At 43.4% G+C, this 14,926-nt stretch carries 14 protein-coding genes; 1 reads left to right on the top strand and 13 read right to left on the bottom strand.

The features are described 5' to 3' along the window. Nucleotides 1–312: 312 nt before the first annotated feature. Together F9817_RS13620 and dkgB are read right to left on the bottom strand one after the other, a co-directional pair. Entirely contained in the window at nucleotides 313–897 is a 585-nt protein-coding gene (locus F9817_RS13620) for an NAD(P)H-dependent oxidoreductase (protein ID WP_161156433.1), read from the bottom strand. 1 nt (nucleotide 898) lies between these two features. After that, complete coding sequence (gene dkgB, locus F9817_RS13615; protein ID WP_161156431.1) at nucleotides 899–1,699, bottom strand: 2,5-didehydrogluconate reductase DkgB; 801 nt, start codon at nucleotides 1,697–1,699, stop codon at nucleotides 899–901. A 110-nt stretch (nucleotides 1,700–1,809) separates the two neighbouring features. Between dkgB and F9817_RS13610 the strand changes: the two genes are divergently transcribed. Further along, complete coding sequence (locus F9817_RS13610; protein ID WP_161156429.1) at nucleotides 1,810–2,715, top strand: LysR family transcriptional regulator; 906 nt, start codon at nucleotides 1,810–1,812, stop codon at nucleotides 2,713–2,715. 417 nt (nucleotides 2,716–3,132) lie between these two features. On the opposite strand, the gene fis is transcribed toward F9817_RS13610, so the two are convergent. From fis to F9817_RS13555, 11 genes are all read right to left on the bottom strand, one after another. Next, complete coding sequence (gene fis / locus F9817_RS13605; protein ID WP_000462885.1) at nucleotides 3,133–3,429, bottom strand: DNA-binding transcriptional regulator Fis; 297 nt, start codon at nucleotides 3,427–3,429, stop codon at nucleotides 3,133–3,135. Nucleotides 3,430–3,454: 25 nt separating this feature from the next. Further along, nucleotides 3,455–4,420 (bottom strand): tRNA dihydrouridine synthase DusB, encoded by a 966-nt coding sequence (gene dusB, locus F9817_RS13600; RefSeq protein WP_161156427.1) that lies wholly within the window; start codon nucleotides 4,418–4,420, stop codon nucleotides 3,455–3,457. Between the two features lie 139 nt (nucleotides 4,421–4,559). Further along, nucleotides 4,560–5,447: a 50S ribosomal protein L11 methyltransferase gene (gene prmA / locus F9817_RS13595; RefSeq protein WP_161156425.1), complete on the bottom strand. Its 888-nt coding sequence runs from the start codon at nucleotides 5,445–5,447 to the stop codon at nucleotides 4,560–4,562. A gap of 137 nt (nucleotides 5,448–5,584) precedes the next feature. Further along, nucleotides 5,585–7,042 carry a sodium/pantothenate symporter gene (gene panF / locus F9817_RS13590; RefSeq protein WP_161156423.1) on the bottom strand — a complete coding sequence of 486 codons (1,458 nt, stop codon included), beginning with the start codon at nucleotides 7,040–7,042 and terminating at the stop codon, nucleotides 5,585–5,587. After that, the gene (locus F9817_RS13585; RefSeq protein WP_161156421.1) at nucleotides 7,035–7,319 is read right to left on the bottom strand and encodes a YhdT family protein; all 285 of its coding nucleotides are present in this window, start codon (nucleotides 7,317–7,319) and stop codon (nucleotides 7,035–7,037) included. Before F9817_RS13585 ends, panF begins: the two co-directional genes overlap by 8 nt. A gap of 70 nt (nucleotides 7,320–7,389) precedes the next feature. After that, nucleotides 7,390–8,733, bottom strand: a complete 1,344-nt coding sequence (accC, locus tag F9817_RS13580; RefSeq protein ID WP_161156419.1) for an acetyl-CoA carboxylase biotin carboxylase subunit — start codon at nucleotides 8,731–8,733, stop codon at nucleotides 7,390–7,392. Between the two features lie 14 nt (nucleotides 8,734–8,747). Continuing rightward, complete coding sequence (accB, locus tag F9817_RS13575; RefSeq protein WP_161156417.1) at nucleotides 8,748–9,206, bottom strand: acetyl-CoA carboxylase biotin carboxyl carrier protein; 459 nt, start codon at nucleotides 9,204–9,206, stop codon at nucleotides 8,748–8,750. Nucleotides 9,207–9,268: 62 nt separating this feature from the next. Further along, on the bottom strand, nucleotides 9,269–9,718 hold the full coding sequence (aroQ, locus tag F9817_RS13570; RefSeq protein ID WP_161156415.1) for a type II 3-dehydroquinate dehydratase: 450 nt from the start codon (nucleotides 9,716–9,718) through the stop codon (nucleotides 9,269–9,271). Nucleotides 9,719–10,218: 500 nt separating this feature from the next. After that, complete coding sequence (acs, locus tag F9817_RS13565) at nucleotides 10,219–12,174, bottom strand: acetate--CoA ligase (protein ID WP_161156413.1); 1,956 nt, start codon at nucleotides 12,172–12,174, stop codon at nucleotides 10,219–10,221. A gap of 160 nt (nucleotides 12,175–12,334) precedes the next feature. Further along, the gene (locus tag F9817_RS13560) at nucleotides 12,335–12,958 is read right to left on the bottom strand and encodes a 3'-5' exonuclease (RefSeq protein WP_161156411.1); all 624 of its coding nucleotides are present in this window, start codon (nucleotides 12,956–12,958) and stop codon (nucleotides 12,335–12,337) included. Nucleotides 12,959–12,990: 32 nt separating this feature from the next. Beyond that, nucleotides 12,991–14,796 carry a DUF294 nucleotidyltransferase-like domain-containing protein gene (locus F9817_RS13555; RefSeq protein WP_161156409.1) on the bottom strand — a complete coding sequence of 602 codons (1,806 nt, stop codon included), beginning with the start codon at nucleotides 14,794–14,796 and terminating at the stop codon, nucleotides 12,991–12,993. Between the last annotated feature and the right edge of the window lie 130 nt (nucleotides 14,797–14,926).

Genomic DNA, 14,926 nt, shown 5'->3' with positions numbered 1-14,926 from the left:
GGCAACAGGTTTAGAGCTTTTCCATACTTTTGATAATCGGAATTGCTTTCATTAGAGCAAAAGTTCTAACACGCTTCTGTCCACTTTCGTTTCAGCCAGCTCTGGCTGAAACGTTTTTGCCCCAAATCCACTTAGTGCGTTTGCTTTTAATACCTTTTCTTTCTTCTGTTTTACCAACTAAATCTAATGCATGTTTAGTTCATTATCATGCGGTATTACCAAGATACCCACCCTCCCTGACTATAAGAGGATGGGTAGTTTAGAATCCCGAAACAAGCAGGTGTAGCCCAAAGGTGACGGTATCGTTCTAGATTAACTTGAAAACACGTCCTTCAAGTGTGCTTTATACCTTTCAAAGTCATTTTCTATCTGAGGATTTTTTATGACATCATTACACATAAATGTTCTCAAAGGAGACATTCCCAAGAACTGATGCGCTTTATGAAATGGTAAGTACACACCATCAACGCCTACCCCTTCAAAAAACTGAGAAGGATCAGTAAAAGCTTCTTGTGGGGCATTCCATGTAACCGAAAGCATATACTTTTTACCTTGAATTAAACCACCTGAACCATAATTTTTGTTGCTATCACTTCGTGTTCTACCATCGCTTTGATACAAACGACCATGACCAATGGTAAACACTTCATCAATATACTTTTTGACAATCCATGGTATCCCCATCCACCACGCTGGATTTTGATGGATAACAACATCGGACCATAACCATTTCTCGATCTCAGTTTCTATGTCGTATCCAGTATCGACCTCAGAAACTTTGACGTCATGGTTCAACTCGGTCAGATAGCTTTCAGCGAGTTCGACCAAGCTATTATTGAGTGCTCCTGCGGAGTGAGCAAATTGTTTGCCGCCGTTGACTATCAATATATTGCTCATTTTAGTCATCCCACTTTGGTGCAAGACCATCTGGACTCACTTGACGCCCATTACGTTCAAGACCATCGATCAAATCCAGATCTTCACTCGTTAGTTGGAGTTGCTGTGCTTGCAAGTTGCTGATGAGATTTTCGCGTTTGGTTGACGAAGGAATGACGGCAAATTCTTTGGCTAATGCCCACGCCAACACGATTTGCGCTGGTGTCACTTTGTACTTCCCTGCAATATCAATAATCAAAGGGTCCTTTAAAACTTCACCATAGGCTAATGTCATGTAAGAGGTGACTTTTATGCCTTTTTCTCGCATATATGAGACTAATTTTTGGTTTTGTAAGTAAGGACTTAGTTCAATTTGGTTTGTAGCAATATTTTCTTTGCCAACTGCATCAAAGGCTTTATCTAATAGCTCGATATTGAAATTTGACACCCCAATTTCTTTAGTTAACCCAAGGGACTTTGCCTCAAGTAGAGCCTGCATATACTCTTCGATATTTTCATTCTTACCAGGCCAGTGAATGAGCGTTAAATCCACATAGTTCGTTTGTAGCTTTTCTAGACTTTCTTTGAGGCTTGGGATGAGTTTAGCGTTAGACATATTGTCTACCCAGATTTTGGTTGTGATGTACAACTCTTCTCTAGGTACGCCTGACTCAACTAATGCTTCTCCAATGCTCGCTTCATTACCATAGATCTGAGCAGTATCAATCACGCGATAGCCAACTTCTAATGCGTTTAATACTGAATTTTTTACCACTTCGCCCTCTAAGCGAAAAGTGCCTACACCAAATGAAGGTACTGACATAACGTCTCCAAAGTTTTTATGTTGTTGTCACTGTGAGTACTAACTTTACTTGGTAGGATATGTTCGTTTAAGTTAACATTAATCAAATTTGAATTTACATAAGGTAACGAATGAAATCGACTTTGGATGAGATGAAGGCACTAGTCGCTGTTGTAGATACAGGAACAGTACGAGGGGCGTCAGAAATTCTTTCTGTTACACCAGCAGCAGTGAGCAGAACTATCTCAAGGCTAGAAACAAAGCTCGAAACTACGTTATTGAGTCGTACTACTCGTAGGTTGAGTGTTACATCGGAAGGAAGGGGTTATCTCAAAAGAGTTCGAAGAATACTCGAAGATGTTGATTTAGCTGAGGAGCGTTTGAGAATCCAAAAAGATAAGCCTTCAGGTCTTTTACGAATTAATGCTGCGACACCCTTCGCAATTCACGGGCTTGCACCTTGTATTAGCCATTACCAGGCACTTTATCCTGACGTTGAAATCGAGCTTAATACAAGCGAAGAAAATATTGATTTAGTCGGGAAACAAACGGATATCGCTATCCGCATTGGTGAACTTAAAGATTCAACATTGAGAGCGGTATTTCTCGGTAGCAGCAGAATACGCATTGTGGCTAGCCCTGAGTATCTGGAAAAATTTGGTGCACCAAGTCGTATTGATGAACTATCCAGCCATAGGCTATTGGGGTTTCGCAAGCCTGAAATTCTGAAAAATTGGCCACTCATGGACGAAAACGATAAGGTATTTAAAGCAACAAGTAACTTACAAGCAGATAATGGCGAGGTAATTCGACATTTAGCGTTAAGTGGAGCAGGCATTGCATGCTTATCTGATTTTATGACATATAGAGATAGGAAAAATGGCAGTTTGGTAGAGCTGTTTAAGGACTCTTCTCTCATAATAGAGCAACCCATTCATGCCATTTACTATAAAAACTCAGCAACATCTCTGAGAATTTCATCATTTATCGAGTTTATCAAAAGTAACCTTAAAATTGATAATAATGAGTTCATGTAGCTGTTCCTTATCACTAGAACGACACATTTGGTTGCGTGATTTTCCATACTTTTAGTAATCCGTACGTTACTAATTTAGTGTTATCACTGACACGAAAATGTCCAGTTTCAATTTAGTCACCTTACTGCCAATTTCCCCAAGTGTCCTAAATGACTTAGGACACCTCTCCAACTTAGGACAGTAAAATATCCTTTATATTCAAAGTCTTGTCCTGATGTCCTCAGTGTCCTAAGTTTTTGGCTTATTTTTCTGTAAAAATTTTAAGGTGTGGTGATTTAGACTTTCGCATGAGAAATTTTGAGGGGTAATTAATCAATTAGAGGGGGATTATGTGGGTCTTTCTGTGGGTTCTAAATAAAAAAGGACTTGCCAAATTAATGTTAAGTCCTTTTGATTCAATAACTTAGAATTTAATTCTTAGTTCATGCCGTATTTTTTTAGCTTCTTACGAAGAGTACCACGGTTGATACCCATCATCGTTGCTGCGCGTGTTTGGTTACCGCGAGTGTACTGCATGATAGTGTCTAGTAATGGTTGTTCAACTTCAGCTAGAACTAATTCGTAAAGTTCTGTTACTTCTTGACCGTTTAATTGAGCAAGGTAATTTTTAAGAGATGCTTTAACGGAATCACGTAATGGTTTTTGCGTGATTTGATCTTGTGAAGTTACTGTTGTTACTGTTAAAGCTTCTGAAGTCAGATTTTGTTCGAACATATTCGGTCTAGCTCTTCTCTTAATTTTATGCAACGTTATCAAAATAACCTTCGAGCGCCTCTAGTTGCAGCGGCGCTGACTCGATGGCGTTAAAGGTCCGGCGAAACTCACTTGCTTGTTCATGTTCTTTTAAGTACCACCCGACGTGCTTACGCACGATACGAGGGCCAAGATACTCACCATAAAACTGGTGCAGAGCTTGTACATGACCAAGCATGATGTCTTTCACTTCCGAATTCGGTAGTTGAGGCATCGTGGTGCCGGTTTCCAAAAAATGTTGGATTTCCTGAAAAATCCACGGGCGTCCTTGGGCAGGACGTCCAATCATTAAAGCGTCTGCACCGGTGTACTCCAGTACGTGCTTGGCCTTCTCCGGGCTATCGATATCACCGTTAGCGATAACCGGAATGTTGATGGCTGCCTTGACCGCTTTAATGCTGTCGTATTCCGCCTCCCCTTTGTACATGCAGGCTTTAGTGCGTCCGTGGAGCGCTAACGCTTGTATGCCGCAGTCTTCGGCTAATTTAGCGATATAGACACAGTTTTTGTTTTCTGTGTCCCAGCCAGTTCGCGTTTTCAATGTGACAGGCACATTGACTGCATTCACTACCGTTTTCAAGATGTCTTCGATGACATCGGGATAACGCAGCAGTGCAGAGCCAGCTAGCTTTTTATTCACCTTTTTTGCTGGGCAACCCATGTTGATATCGATGACTTGAGCACCGTTCTCGACACTAAATTGGGCTGCCTCGGCCATAAGCTGTGGGTCACTTCCAGCAATTTGCACAGAACGAATGCCCGATTCGCCCTCATGCACCATGCGATTTTTTGACTTCGACGTTTTCCATAGAGCTGGATTCGCAGACATCATTTCACTGACGGCCATTCCTGCTCCATACCGTAGACACAACTCACGAAATGGTCTGTCTGTAACTCCTGCCATAGGGGCAACGATTAGATTGTTCTTGAGTTGATAGTTTCCGATTTTCAAAACGTCTTCACAGTTCTGTACCAGCAAGGGCGCGCATTTTACGCATTTTTTTACTGCGTGAAAAGCCTAATATTTGAGCATTTACAAATTGTTTTTGTAAATTGTCTATTTTTCAAACAATTAGCGTACAAACCTTTATCTAGCTGTGTTTGAGACCTGTGATGCGACACCATTCTTGCATCTCGATAATTGGTTCAATATCCAATTCATCGCGGTAGTAATTCGCCACATCTTCAGCTTGCGTATCTAATACACCGGACATAGCCAGTTGACCATTTGGTTTGATTAAGCTTTTAATCACTAGTGAAAGTTCACGCAATGGGCCAGCAAGAATATTAGCCACTACAACGTCTGCAACCAGCCCCTCAGGCTGATCTTTAGGAAGGTAGACCTCTATTTGGTCTTTTACGCCATTGCGCTCTGCGTTGTCTTGAGACGCTTGTAGCGCTTGTGGGTCGATATCGATACCGATGACTTTAGCCGCACCAAGTTTGATGGCAGCAATGGCTAAAATGCCTGAGCCACAACCAAAGTCGATCACAGTTTTACCGCTAAGATCTAAGCTATCTAACCATTGTAGGCATAGCGCTGTGGTTGGGTGAGTACCTGTACCGAAAGCAAGACCTGGGTCGAGCATCACGTTTACAGCCTCTGGTTCTGGGATATCACGCCAGCTAGGACATACCCATAAGCGCTCACCGAATTTCATTGGGTGGAAGTTGTCCATCCATTCACGTTCCCAGTCTTTATCTTCAATCTGTTCGATTTTGTAAGCGAAGTCTTCTGCCAATAAGTGGCTACCCTGGATCTGAGTTAATACTAGGTTGGTATCAATTTCAGCATCATACAGTGCAAGGATATCGGTATCCCCCCAAAGGCGGGTTTCACCAGGCATAGGTTCGAAAACTGGAGTATCCTTTGCGTCAAGAAACGTCACAGACAAAGCGCCTGTCTCTTCCATTAACATATCGCCGATTTTTTCAGCGTTTTCGTTGGTAGCGTTTAGCTTGATTTGAATCCAAGGCATCTTACAAGACTCTCATTAGGAATTAGGGGGCGAAGTTTATCAGATCCCTTTACTGATGGCATCTTATCCACACGATGATGAGTAGAATAAAAAACGGAGCTCGAGGCTCCGTTTAATAGTATCAATGAGTTATGTTATTAGGCTGCTTCAATCGCGACCCGTGCTGGCGCCGGCTTGAGTAAGCTTCCGACAACAAAGACGATTAAACTCATGACTTGAGTTGGCACGATGGCATGCACGCCACCCATATCGGGTTTTAACCAGCTCAATAAAATGAACACGGCTAGACCGACCACCATTGAGCTTAGAGCGCCGGTGGCTGAGGCTTTTTTCCAATATAGACCGAGTACGAGTGGCCATAAGAATGCGGCTTGTAATCCACCAAAGGCCATTAAGTTTATCCAGATGATCATATCTGGGGGATTCGTGGCGGCAAAGAACACCAGTAGGGCAAAAATACCTGTTACCCATAGCGATAAACGATTCAGTTTTCGTTCGCCATTAGCACCTTCGACAACCTTCGGATTGATATAGTTGATGTATAGATCCTTTAACAGGGTTGCTGACGCTTGAATCAACTGCGAGTCGATGGTCGACATAATCGCAGCCATTGGGCCCGCAAGAAAAATTCCAGCTACAACAGGTGGTAAGACGGTCATCATCAGTGTGGGCATGATCTGATCCGGGCTACCAACATCTGGAACAATAGCCCGTCCCAGTGCGCCCGCGAGGGAAGTTCCAAACATTAACAGAGCCACCACAACAGTACCGATGATCATGCCTTTATGGACCGATTTACTATCACGATAGGACATACAGCGAACTGCTGCATGAGGTAGACCAATCACACCGAAGCAGACTAAGACCCAAAAGCTTAAAATAAAGGGCTGGCTGAGAAAGTCATGAGGACCATATGGTGTGACTAAAGAAGGATCGATATCGTGCAGTTTTTTTACTAAATCACCCACGCTGCCACCAGCATGAATCACGCCATAAAGTAGGGCAACTGTACCGATGAGCATCATAATGCCTTGCACAGTATCGGTAAGTACCACCGCTCTAAAGCCACCAATCGTGGTGTAAAGTCCTACGGTAAAGGCGAAGATGAACAGCCCTTCTTGGTAGGGAAGGCCAGTTACGGTTTGCAACAAGCGTGCACCGCCGACAAATTGCACGACCATGATGCCAAAGAAAGCGAGCAAGAGTGAAGCCGAAGCAAGAATCACGACAGCACGGCTTTTAAAGCGAGCGTAGAGGATGTCGTTAACGGTTACTGCATTATGGCGACGCGCTTCGATGGCGAACTTTTTACCCAAGACGCCAAGCGTTAACCAGGCTACGGGTAATTGGATCATGGTCAGCAAAACCCAACCGAGCCCCATTTTGTATGCAGCTCCTGGTCCACCGATAAAGCTACTGGCACTCGCATATGTTGCAGCTAACGTCATAGCTAAAACAAAGCCACCCATGCTGCGGCCACCAACAAAGTATTCATTTAAAAAGTGACTTTTGCTTTTGAAACGACGAGTAAACGCTGCCAAAGCAAATACCGCTATCAGGTAAATGATCAATGGAATAATCAGTTCACTATTCATGGTCGTCCTCTTCAGGGGCAATATCTAGTGGAACATCTTTGTAAAACACTTTCACCATTAAATAACACAATACAGTAAATAGAATCGGTCCAATCAAGCATGAGAAGAAAAACCATACTGGCATACCCCATATAAGGGCAGGCATGGATGTATCTCCTAAAGCTGGGGCCAAACCATAGGCTGTGGTGTACCACCAAACAAAATAAAGCACAGCAAGGCCTAAGGCCATGGCTGCTTCTTTATGTGCTTGGCGATAAATGTCAGAGAGCTTTGACATCTTATCTTCCTTTTAATAAACGAAAAGGCCACCCTAAGGTGACCTTTTTATCTAGAGTATTATGAACGGCTTATTGAAGGCCGAGCTTTTTCTCTAAATAGTGAATGTTGGTACCACCATGTTGGAAGTTTTCATCCAACATGATTGATTGTTGTAGTGGCACGTTAGTTTTAATTCCTTCAACAATCATTTCATTCAATGCGTTACGCATACGTGCGATAGCAACATCACGGTTTTCACCGAAAGTAATCAGTTTGCCGATCATTGAGTCGTAGTATGCAGGAACGGTATAACCTGAGTAAATATGCGATTCCCAACGAACGCCCATACCACCTGGTGAATGGAACATATCGATTGTACCTGGACAAGGTAGGAAACGCTCAGGATCTTCTGCGTTGATACGACATTCAACGGCATGGCCACGAATCTTAATATCATCTTGAGTAAATGACAAAGGTTGGCCAGCAGCAATGCGAAGTTGCTCTTTGATGATGTCGACGCCGGTAACCATTTCAGTTACTGGGTGTTCAACCTGAACACGAGTGTTCATTTCAATGAAGTAGAACTCACCGTTCTCGTATAGGAATTCGAAAGTACCTGCACCGCGGTAACCGATTTCTATACAAGCACGAGTACAACGTTCACCGATGTATTTGCGCATTTCTTCAGTGATGCCAGGTGCTGGTGCTTCTTCCACAACTTTTTGGTGGCGACGTTGCATTGAGCAGTCACGTTCACCTAGGTGGATAGCATTACCTTGACCATCAGCAAGCACTTGAACTTCAACGTGACGAGGGTTTTCTAGGTATTTCTCCATGTAAACCATATCGTTGTTGAACGCCGCTTTTGCTTCTGCACGAGTCATTGCGATAGCGTTAATCAGTTCACCTTCACTGCGAACAACACGCATACCACGACCGCCGCCGCCACCAGATGCTTTGATGATAACTGGGTAGCCAATGCGTTTTGCGTGAGCTTTGTTTTTCGCTTCATCGCCGTCTAGTGGACCATCTGAACCAGGTACACAAGGAACGCCTGCTTTTTTCATTGCAGTGATTGCTGATACTTTATCACCCATCATGCGAATAGTTTCCGCTTTAGGACCGATAAAGATAAAACCAGACTGTTCCACTTGTTCTGCAAAATCTGCGTTTTCAGATAGGAAACCGTAACCCGGGTGGATTGCAACGGCGCCAGTTACTTCTGCAGCAGAGATGATACGTGGAATGTTTAGGTAACTGTCGATACTGCGTGCAGGACCGATACAGATTGTTTCGTCTGCAAGTAGAACGTGTTTCAAATCACGGTCAGCTGTTGAGTGAACAGCGACGGTTTTGATACCCAGTTCTTTACAGGCGCGAAGAATACGAAGCGCGATTTCGCCTCGGTTCGCGATGACAATTTTGTCTAACATGATTTCAGCTCCACTTATTCGATGATAACAAGTGGTTGATCAAATTCTACAGGTTGACCGTCTTCAACTAGGATAGCTTTAACCACGCCTGCTTTATCAGCTTCGATTTGGTTCATCATTTTCATCGCTTCTACGATACATAGAGTATCGCCAACGTTAACGCTTTGGCCAACTTCCACGAAAGATTTAGCTTCTGGGCTTGGAGAGCTGTAGAAAGTACCAACCATTGGAGAAAGCACTTTGTGACCCGCAGGCTCTTGAGAAGCTGGCGCTGCTGCTGGTGCAGGAGCCGCCGCTGGTGCTGGAGCTGCTGCAGGAGCAACTGGTGCAGGTGCTGCGTACTGAATTGGAGCTGCAGGAGCAACGCCGTGGCGGCTGATGCGCACTGACTCTTCACCTTCAGCAATCTCTAGTTCAGCAATGCCTGACTCTTCAACTAGTTCGATAAGCTTCTTGATTTTACGAATATCCATTGTTTCTTTCTCTTTTATCTGTGAATAAGACAGCCCCGCTATTGGGACTGCAGAGTGATTGTTTACTTTGCCCGCAGTGATTGAATCGCTGCCGACAGAGCGAATTGATACCCTTGAGCGCCCAAACCACAAATGACACCCTGTGCTTTATCTGACAGGTAAGAATGGTGGCGAAACGCTTCTCTAGCATGAATATTTGACAGGTGCACTTCGATAAACGGGATGTCTACGCCAAGTAGAGCATCGCGCAGTGCTACACTGGTATGAGTAAATGCTGCCGGGTTAATAATAATAAAATCGACTTTACCGTGTGCCTGATGAATCGCTTCAAGCAGTTCATACTCACGGTTTGACTGAAGATGCTCTAACTCAATGTCTGCTTTTTTTGCTTGTTCACGTAATGTCGTGACAATTTGTTCTAACGTGTTTGAACCATAGTGTGCAGGTTCTCTTAAACCTAATAAATTTAGATTTGGTCCATTGAGAACAAGAATGCGTAATTTTGCAGTCATTGTGCTGTTATCTTCCTTTATAGTCGATGAAACTTAAATTATACCCTCATCATAGTGCATTTGACTTCAAATTATTGTCAAAATTCCCTAGATTTTAAAAAATTGACCAAGATTATAGCTAATTCACAGCAAATGGCAGCAATTTACTGGTCTAATCTCCTAGTTTGTTAATTAGCTCGAAGATATTCGATACTTACTCTATGAGTGACATAGCAACTCAGACCTCTTTGTTAGAGGCCACGGGTAAAGGTTTGGTCCAATAGAGAATGAACAAGCCAGAGCTAAAAAGAGTTTGGTCAATGAGTGGTCGCTGATATTAGTATAGGTAACTAATAAAACGCAATATTTTCTCTTTATTCTCCCCATTACGACAATACTCATAAAGAGGGATTTTGCACTTACAATGAGAGTATTGTTAATAATTATACGATGTAATGCCAATAAAAAACTCCGATGACAAAGCATTCGGAGTTTTTATGACATGGACGAGTTAAACGCTGTTATTTAGTGGAATAATGATCTTTTTCTGTAATGAGTTTTTGTACCACACTCGGATCTGCAAGTGTGGAGGTATCACCTAGGTTACCTGTATCACCTGTGGCTATTTTGCGTAAAATTCGCCGCATAATCTTACCTGAACGGGTTTTCGGTAGAGCATCTGTCCAGTGCAAAACATCTGGTGTTGCAATCGCTCCAATTTCTTTACGTACCCAGTCTTTGACTTCTTTATGGAGTTGAGCATCAGGGAAAACGCCATCATTAAGCGTAATATAAGCATAAATGGCTTGCCCTTTAATGTCGTGAGGTACACCTACCACGGCGGCTTCCGCAATTTTATCAAAAGAGACTAATGCCGATTCAACTTCAGCCGTGCCCATTCGGTGGCCAGATACGTTCAGTACATCATCGACACGCCCAGTAATCCAGTAGTACCCATCTTTATCGCGCCGTGCCCCATCACCAGTAAAGTACATCCCTTTAAAAGTAGAAAAATAGGTTTGTTCAAAGCGGTCGTGGTCGCCGTAAACGCTACGCATTTGTCCCGGCCATGAGTCAAGAATCACAAGGTTCCCCTCGTTGGCACCATCAACAAGGTTACCTGAGTTATCAACCAAGGCAGGTTGAACGCCAAAGAATGGACGAGTTGCCGAGCCTGGTTTTAATTCTGTCGCACCTGGTAGCGGGGTAATTAAAATGCCACCGGTTTCCGTTTGCCACCACGTATCAACAATGGGAGATTCACTGTTACCGATTGTACGGTAATACCATTCCCACGCTTCTGGGTTGATGGGTTCACCAACGGATCCCATGATGCGTAGGCTAGAGCGAGTGGTGCCTTTAATGGCTTCGTCTCCTTTGGCCATTAACGCACGAATAGCGGTTGGGGCTGTATAGAGCAGAGAGACTTTATGTTTATCAATCACTTCACTCATACGGCTGGTTTGTGGGTAGTTTGGCACCCCTTCAAATAAAATGGTTTTTGCCCCGTTCGAAAGTGGGCCATAAATGAGATACGTGTGTCCTGTAATCCAACCAACGTCGGCGGTACACCAATAAACATCATTGGGTTGATAATCAAACACGTATTTGAACGTCATCGTGGCGTAAACCAGATAGCCGCCCGTCGTATGTAACACACCTTTGGGTTTACCTGTTGATCCAGAAGTGTAGAGAATAAAAAGGGGATCTTCGGCTTTCATTTCTTCTGGTGGGCAGTGATCGCTAACCGATGCTGTTGCTTCATGCCACCAGATATCTCGATGAGAGTGCCAGTCTACTGAGCCACCAGTTCTTTTCATCACTATGACTTTACTGATGGTTTTTACTTCTGGATTAGTGAGGGCTTCGTCGACATTCTTTTTCAACGGTACGGCGCGACCACCACGAACGCCTTCGTCGGCAGTGATGACTAATTTGGCATCAGAGTCGATAATTCTTCCTGCAAGAGCTTCAGGAGAAAATCCGCCAAATACCACCGTGTGAACAGCACCAATACGGGTGCAAGCGAGCATAGCAACTGCGGCTTCCGGCACCATTGGCATGTAAAGGCAAACCACATCACCTTTCCGCACCCCTTGGGCCTTTAGTGCGTTAGCAAAGCGGCAGACTTGCTGATGAAGTTCGTTAAACGTGATCTTGGCATCTTGGGCTGGATCGTCACCTTCCCAAATGATCGCCACATCATTCCCATGATCTTTTAAATGGCGGTCAATGCAGTTGGCAGATACATTGAGCGTGCCATCTTCGAACCAACGAATATCCACATGCCCAGTATCAAATGACGTCTGTTTTACTTTAGAGAAGGGCTTTATCCAATCAACAATTTTCCCGTGTTCAGCCCAAAAGCTTTCAGGATTGTTAACCGATTGCTGGTACATTTTTAAATAGGTATCGTTATCCGCGTGAGTACAAGCCTTAATATTTGGCTTAACGGGATAAATTTGAGCATCACTCATGGCCTTCTCCTTGTGAAATCAGCAAATTCCTAATGTTTTGAATCGAATTATGGATGGTGAAATAGGAATTTTTCTTGCTTATAAACATTGGCTAATCGGTGCAATTGCTCAATTAGACTTTAGGAGTATGAAAAGCCAGATCACATTGTGATTGTTGAATTTATTGTGAACGCAGTGGCGGAAGGTCGCCATTCATGAGACGGATAAAAATGAGTCCGGCAGAAATGGCATCTTGCAGGGCATCGTGATTATCTTGGATTGGCAGCTCTAAATGTTTACATATTGAATCTAGACTCAAATCGATATACGCATTGGGCAGTTGTTTGGCGAGTTTGTCTTGGTATAACTGGCTGACTTCAACGTGTTTGTAAGGGAGAGGAAAGCCTAAATGTTTACGGCAAGCGATATCAAGAATCTTCTTATCATAACGGATATGATAGCCGACTAAAGTACGGTGACCAATAAAAGCCAGTAACTGTTGTAGTGCTTCTTTCTCGGTTATTCCATCATGCAAATCTTGATGGCGTATTTGATGGATTTTTATTGAATCTTCATTCAGAGACGTTGGCGGCCTCAAATGGACTTCAAAGGGCTGGCTGAGAATAATGCGGTTATTTAATATTTTTGTTGCGGCTATGGTGACGAGCTCAGCCTGATTGGGATCTAAGCTTGTGGTTTCACAATCCAGTGAAACATATTCATTAGGTGTCGTTTTTTCAAATAGGTAGCGATAAGGCGAGCCTTCTAAATGATGTAACCAGTATTGCCGCATTAACCAATTCATATGCACTCCCAGACCTCAGTGTGTTAGATGATTTATTCCCGAACTTGATAGTGGTAAGCGAGCCATTGCTTAAACTTTTTCACTACATGTAAGCTGTGTCGAAGTAAGTCTCGTTCGGCCCGAGCCAATGGTTCAAGTGATAGCAGGTGGGTTTGATGATCGTGTTGTAACTGTTGGGTTAACCTAAGCTTAATGAAAAATTTTAAAGCTTCACTGAGGTTATCTGCGGTGTTTTTTTCCAAAATATGCTGAGCCTGCAGAGTTTCGATGCGCTCAAAGGTATTTGTCACTTCAACCCCATGTTCTAACGATAGAGTACGAACGCCATGGACAATAGGGAAAATACCCCCTTGTTTGATGTCTAATCCTTTTTTCCCTTGTTTTACTTGACCAAAAAAAGTGAGAGGAGAGGCAAAGGCAAGTGCTGGTTTTACCATGTCGGCGAGTAGAGCATCTTGCTGTTGGGTGCATTGTTTGATGGTTGTTTTGAGCGGTGTAATTAATTCGTGATTACCAGCCACTACATGGGCGTCTGCTAATATCGCCAATTGCATGAGATCATGTGCTGAACGTTGGGAGCACCATGACATTATTTGTTCTTTCCAACCGTTTTGAGAATGAATCCATTCTGGGTTGTTCACCATCACTTTGCCCGGACAAGGAGGGTAACCAAGTTGAATCATGGCTGTGGAGAGTGAATCCATACACTGTTCTACCTCTGGCCAGTCGATGTCTTGCGCCAAAATTAATGCGTTGTCTTGATCGGTTTTCAATATTTGCTCTTTACGTCCTTCTGACCCTAATACGATAAAGCAGCATTGGGCCTGTCTTTCTTGTGGCACAATCAGTTGGAAGGCTTTCTCCATAATTTGTTCATTGACCGCGGCGAGCAGTTCCATAATAAAACGGGTACGAACTCCTCTTTGAAATAGGCTTTCAACAAGTAGGCGCTGCTTTTGTGATGCTTCGATTAACGCCTCTAAATCATTAGCTCTGGCAATAGCTAATGTTAATACGTGCGAATGTGTGGAGAAGGTACTCAATATCTGAGTCATATCGAGTAGGCCGACGGCTTGGCCTTGGCGTTTCACCATAAGTCGTTTTACTTTACAGCGCGTCATTTGCACCATGGCGTCAAACAGATAATCGCCTTCTTCAACCGAGATAACAGGCTGAGATGCGATAGGAAGAATGGGGCTATCTAGCGAATGTTTTTCGCTCACTAAAGCGTGCAATAAGTTTGTTTGCGTGATAATCGCATAAGATGGAAATGGCTCTTGTTCGTTTATAGGAATTAAGGCAGCGTCCACTTCGTGCTGCTTCATCGCTAAGGTTGTGTCTCGAATGGATGTTGAGCCCGCAATGAGTAAAGGTGGGTGATAAATGGAAGCATCTACTTTGGTTAGAATGAACTCAGCAATATTTTTTTGACGTTGGGCTTTCTCTAATAATGCTCGTCTAGCAACAAGGCTGGTGTCAAAGTAATTCGCAAAATCGGCGTTATTCCCATAAATATCGGCAAAAACAGATTTAGGTAGAAGATAGACTAACGTGTCTTCTAAAGCTACGTATCTGTGTTTGGTTAACGTGGAAAATAATCCTCGCACATCAAATAGATCATCATGGGTATAGTGGGCGTATACTTCTCCGGTTTCAGCAGACTGTTCTTCAACTGTCCCCTTTATCACGATATGGAGATATTGCGCGGGTTGTTGTGCTTCTATAATTATCTGCCCTGTTCGATAGTAAGCAATATCCAGTGCTGCGCGAAAACGCTTCTGTTGCACCCCTGTTAAATGATCAAAAGGGGGTGTTTGCATGTCGAATTTAGTTGGCATGGAGGGGGGCCTCCTTTTGAACATTGGATCTTAAGTGTGGCGTGTTTCTTTACTCTCTCCAGACGACTTTGGTCTAAGCTGGATGTTTCATAGGTGGATTAATAGTGTTCTGCATGACTGGAAATGATGT

The sequence above is a fragment of the Vibrio eleionomae genome (assembly GCF_009874545.1).
GTDB classification, from domain to species: Bacteria; Pseudomonadota; Gammaproteobacteria; order Enterobacterales; family Vibrionaceae; genus Vibrio; species Vibrio nitrifigilis.
This window is presented reverse-complemented; position numbering and strand designations above follow the sequence as displayed.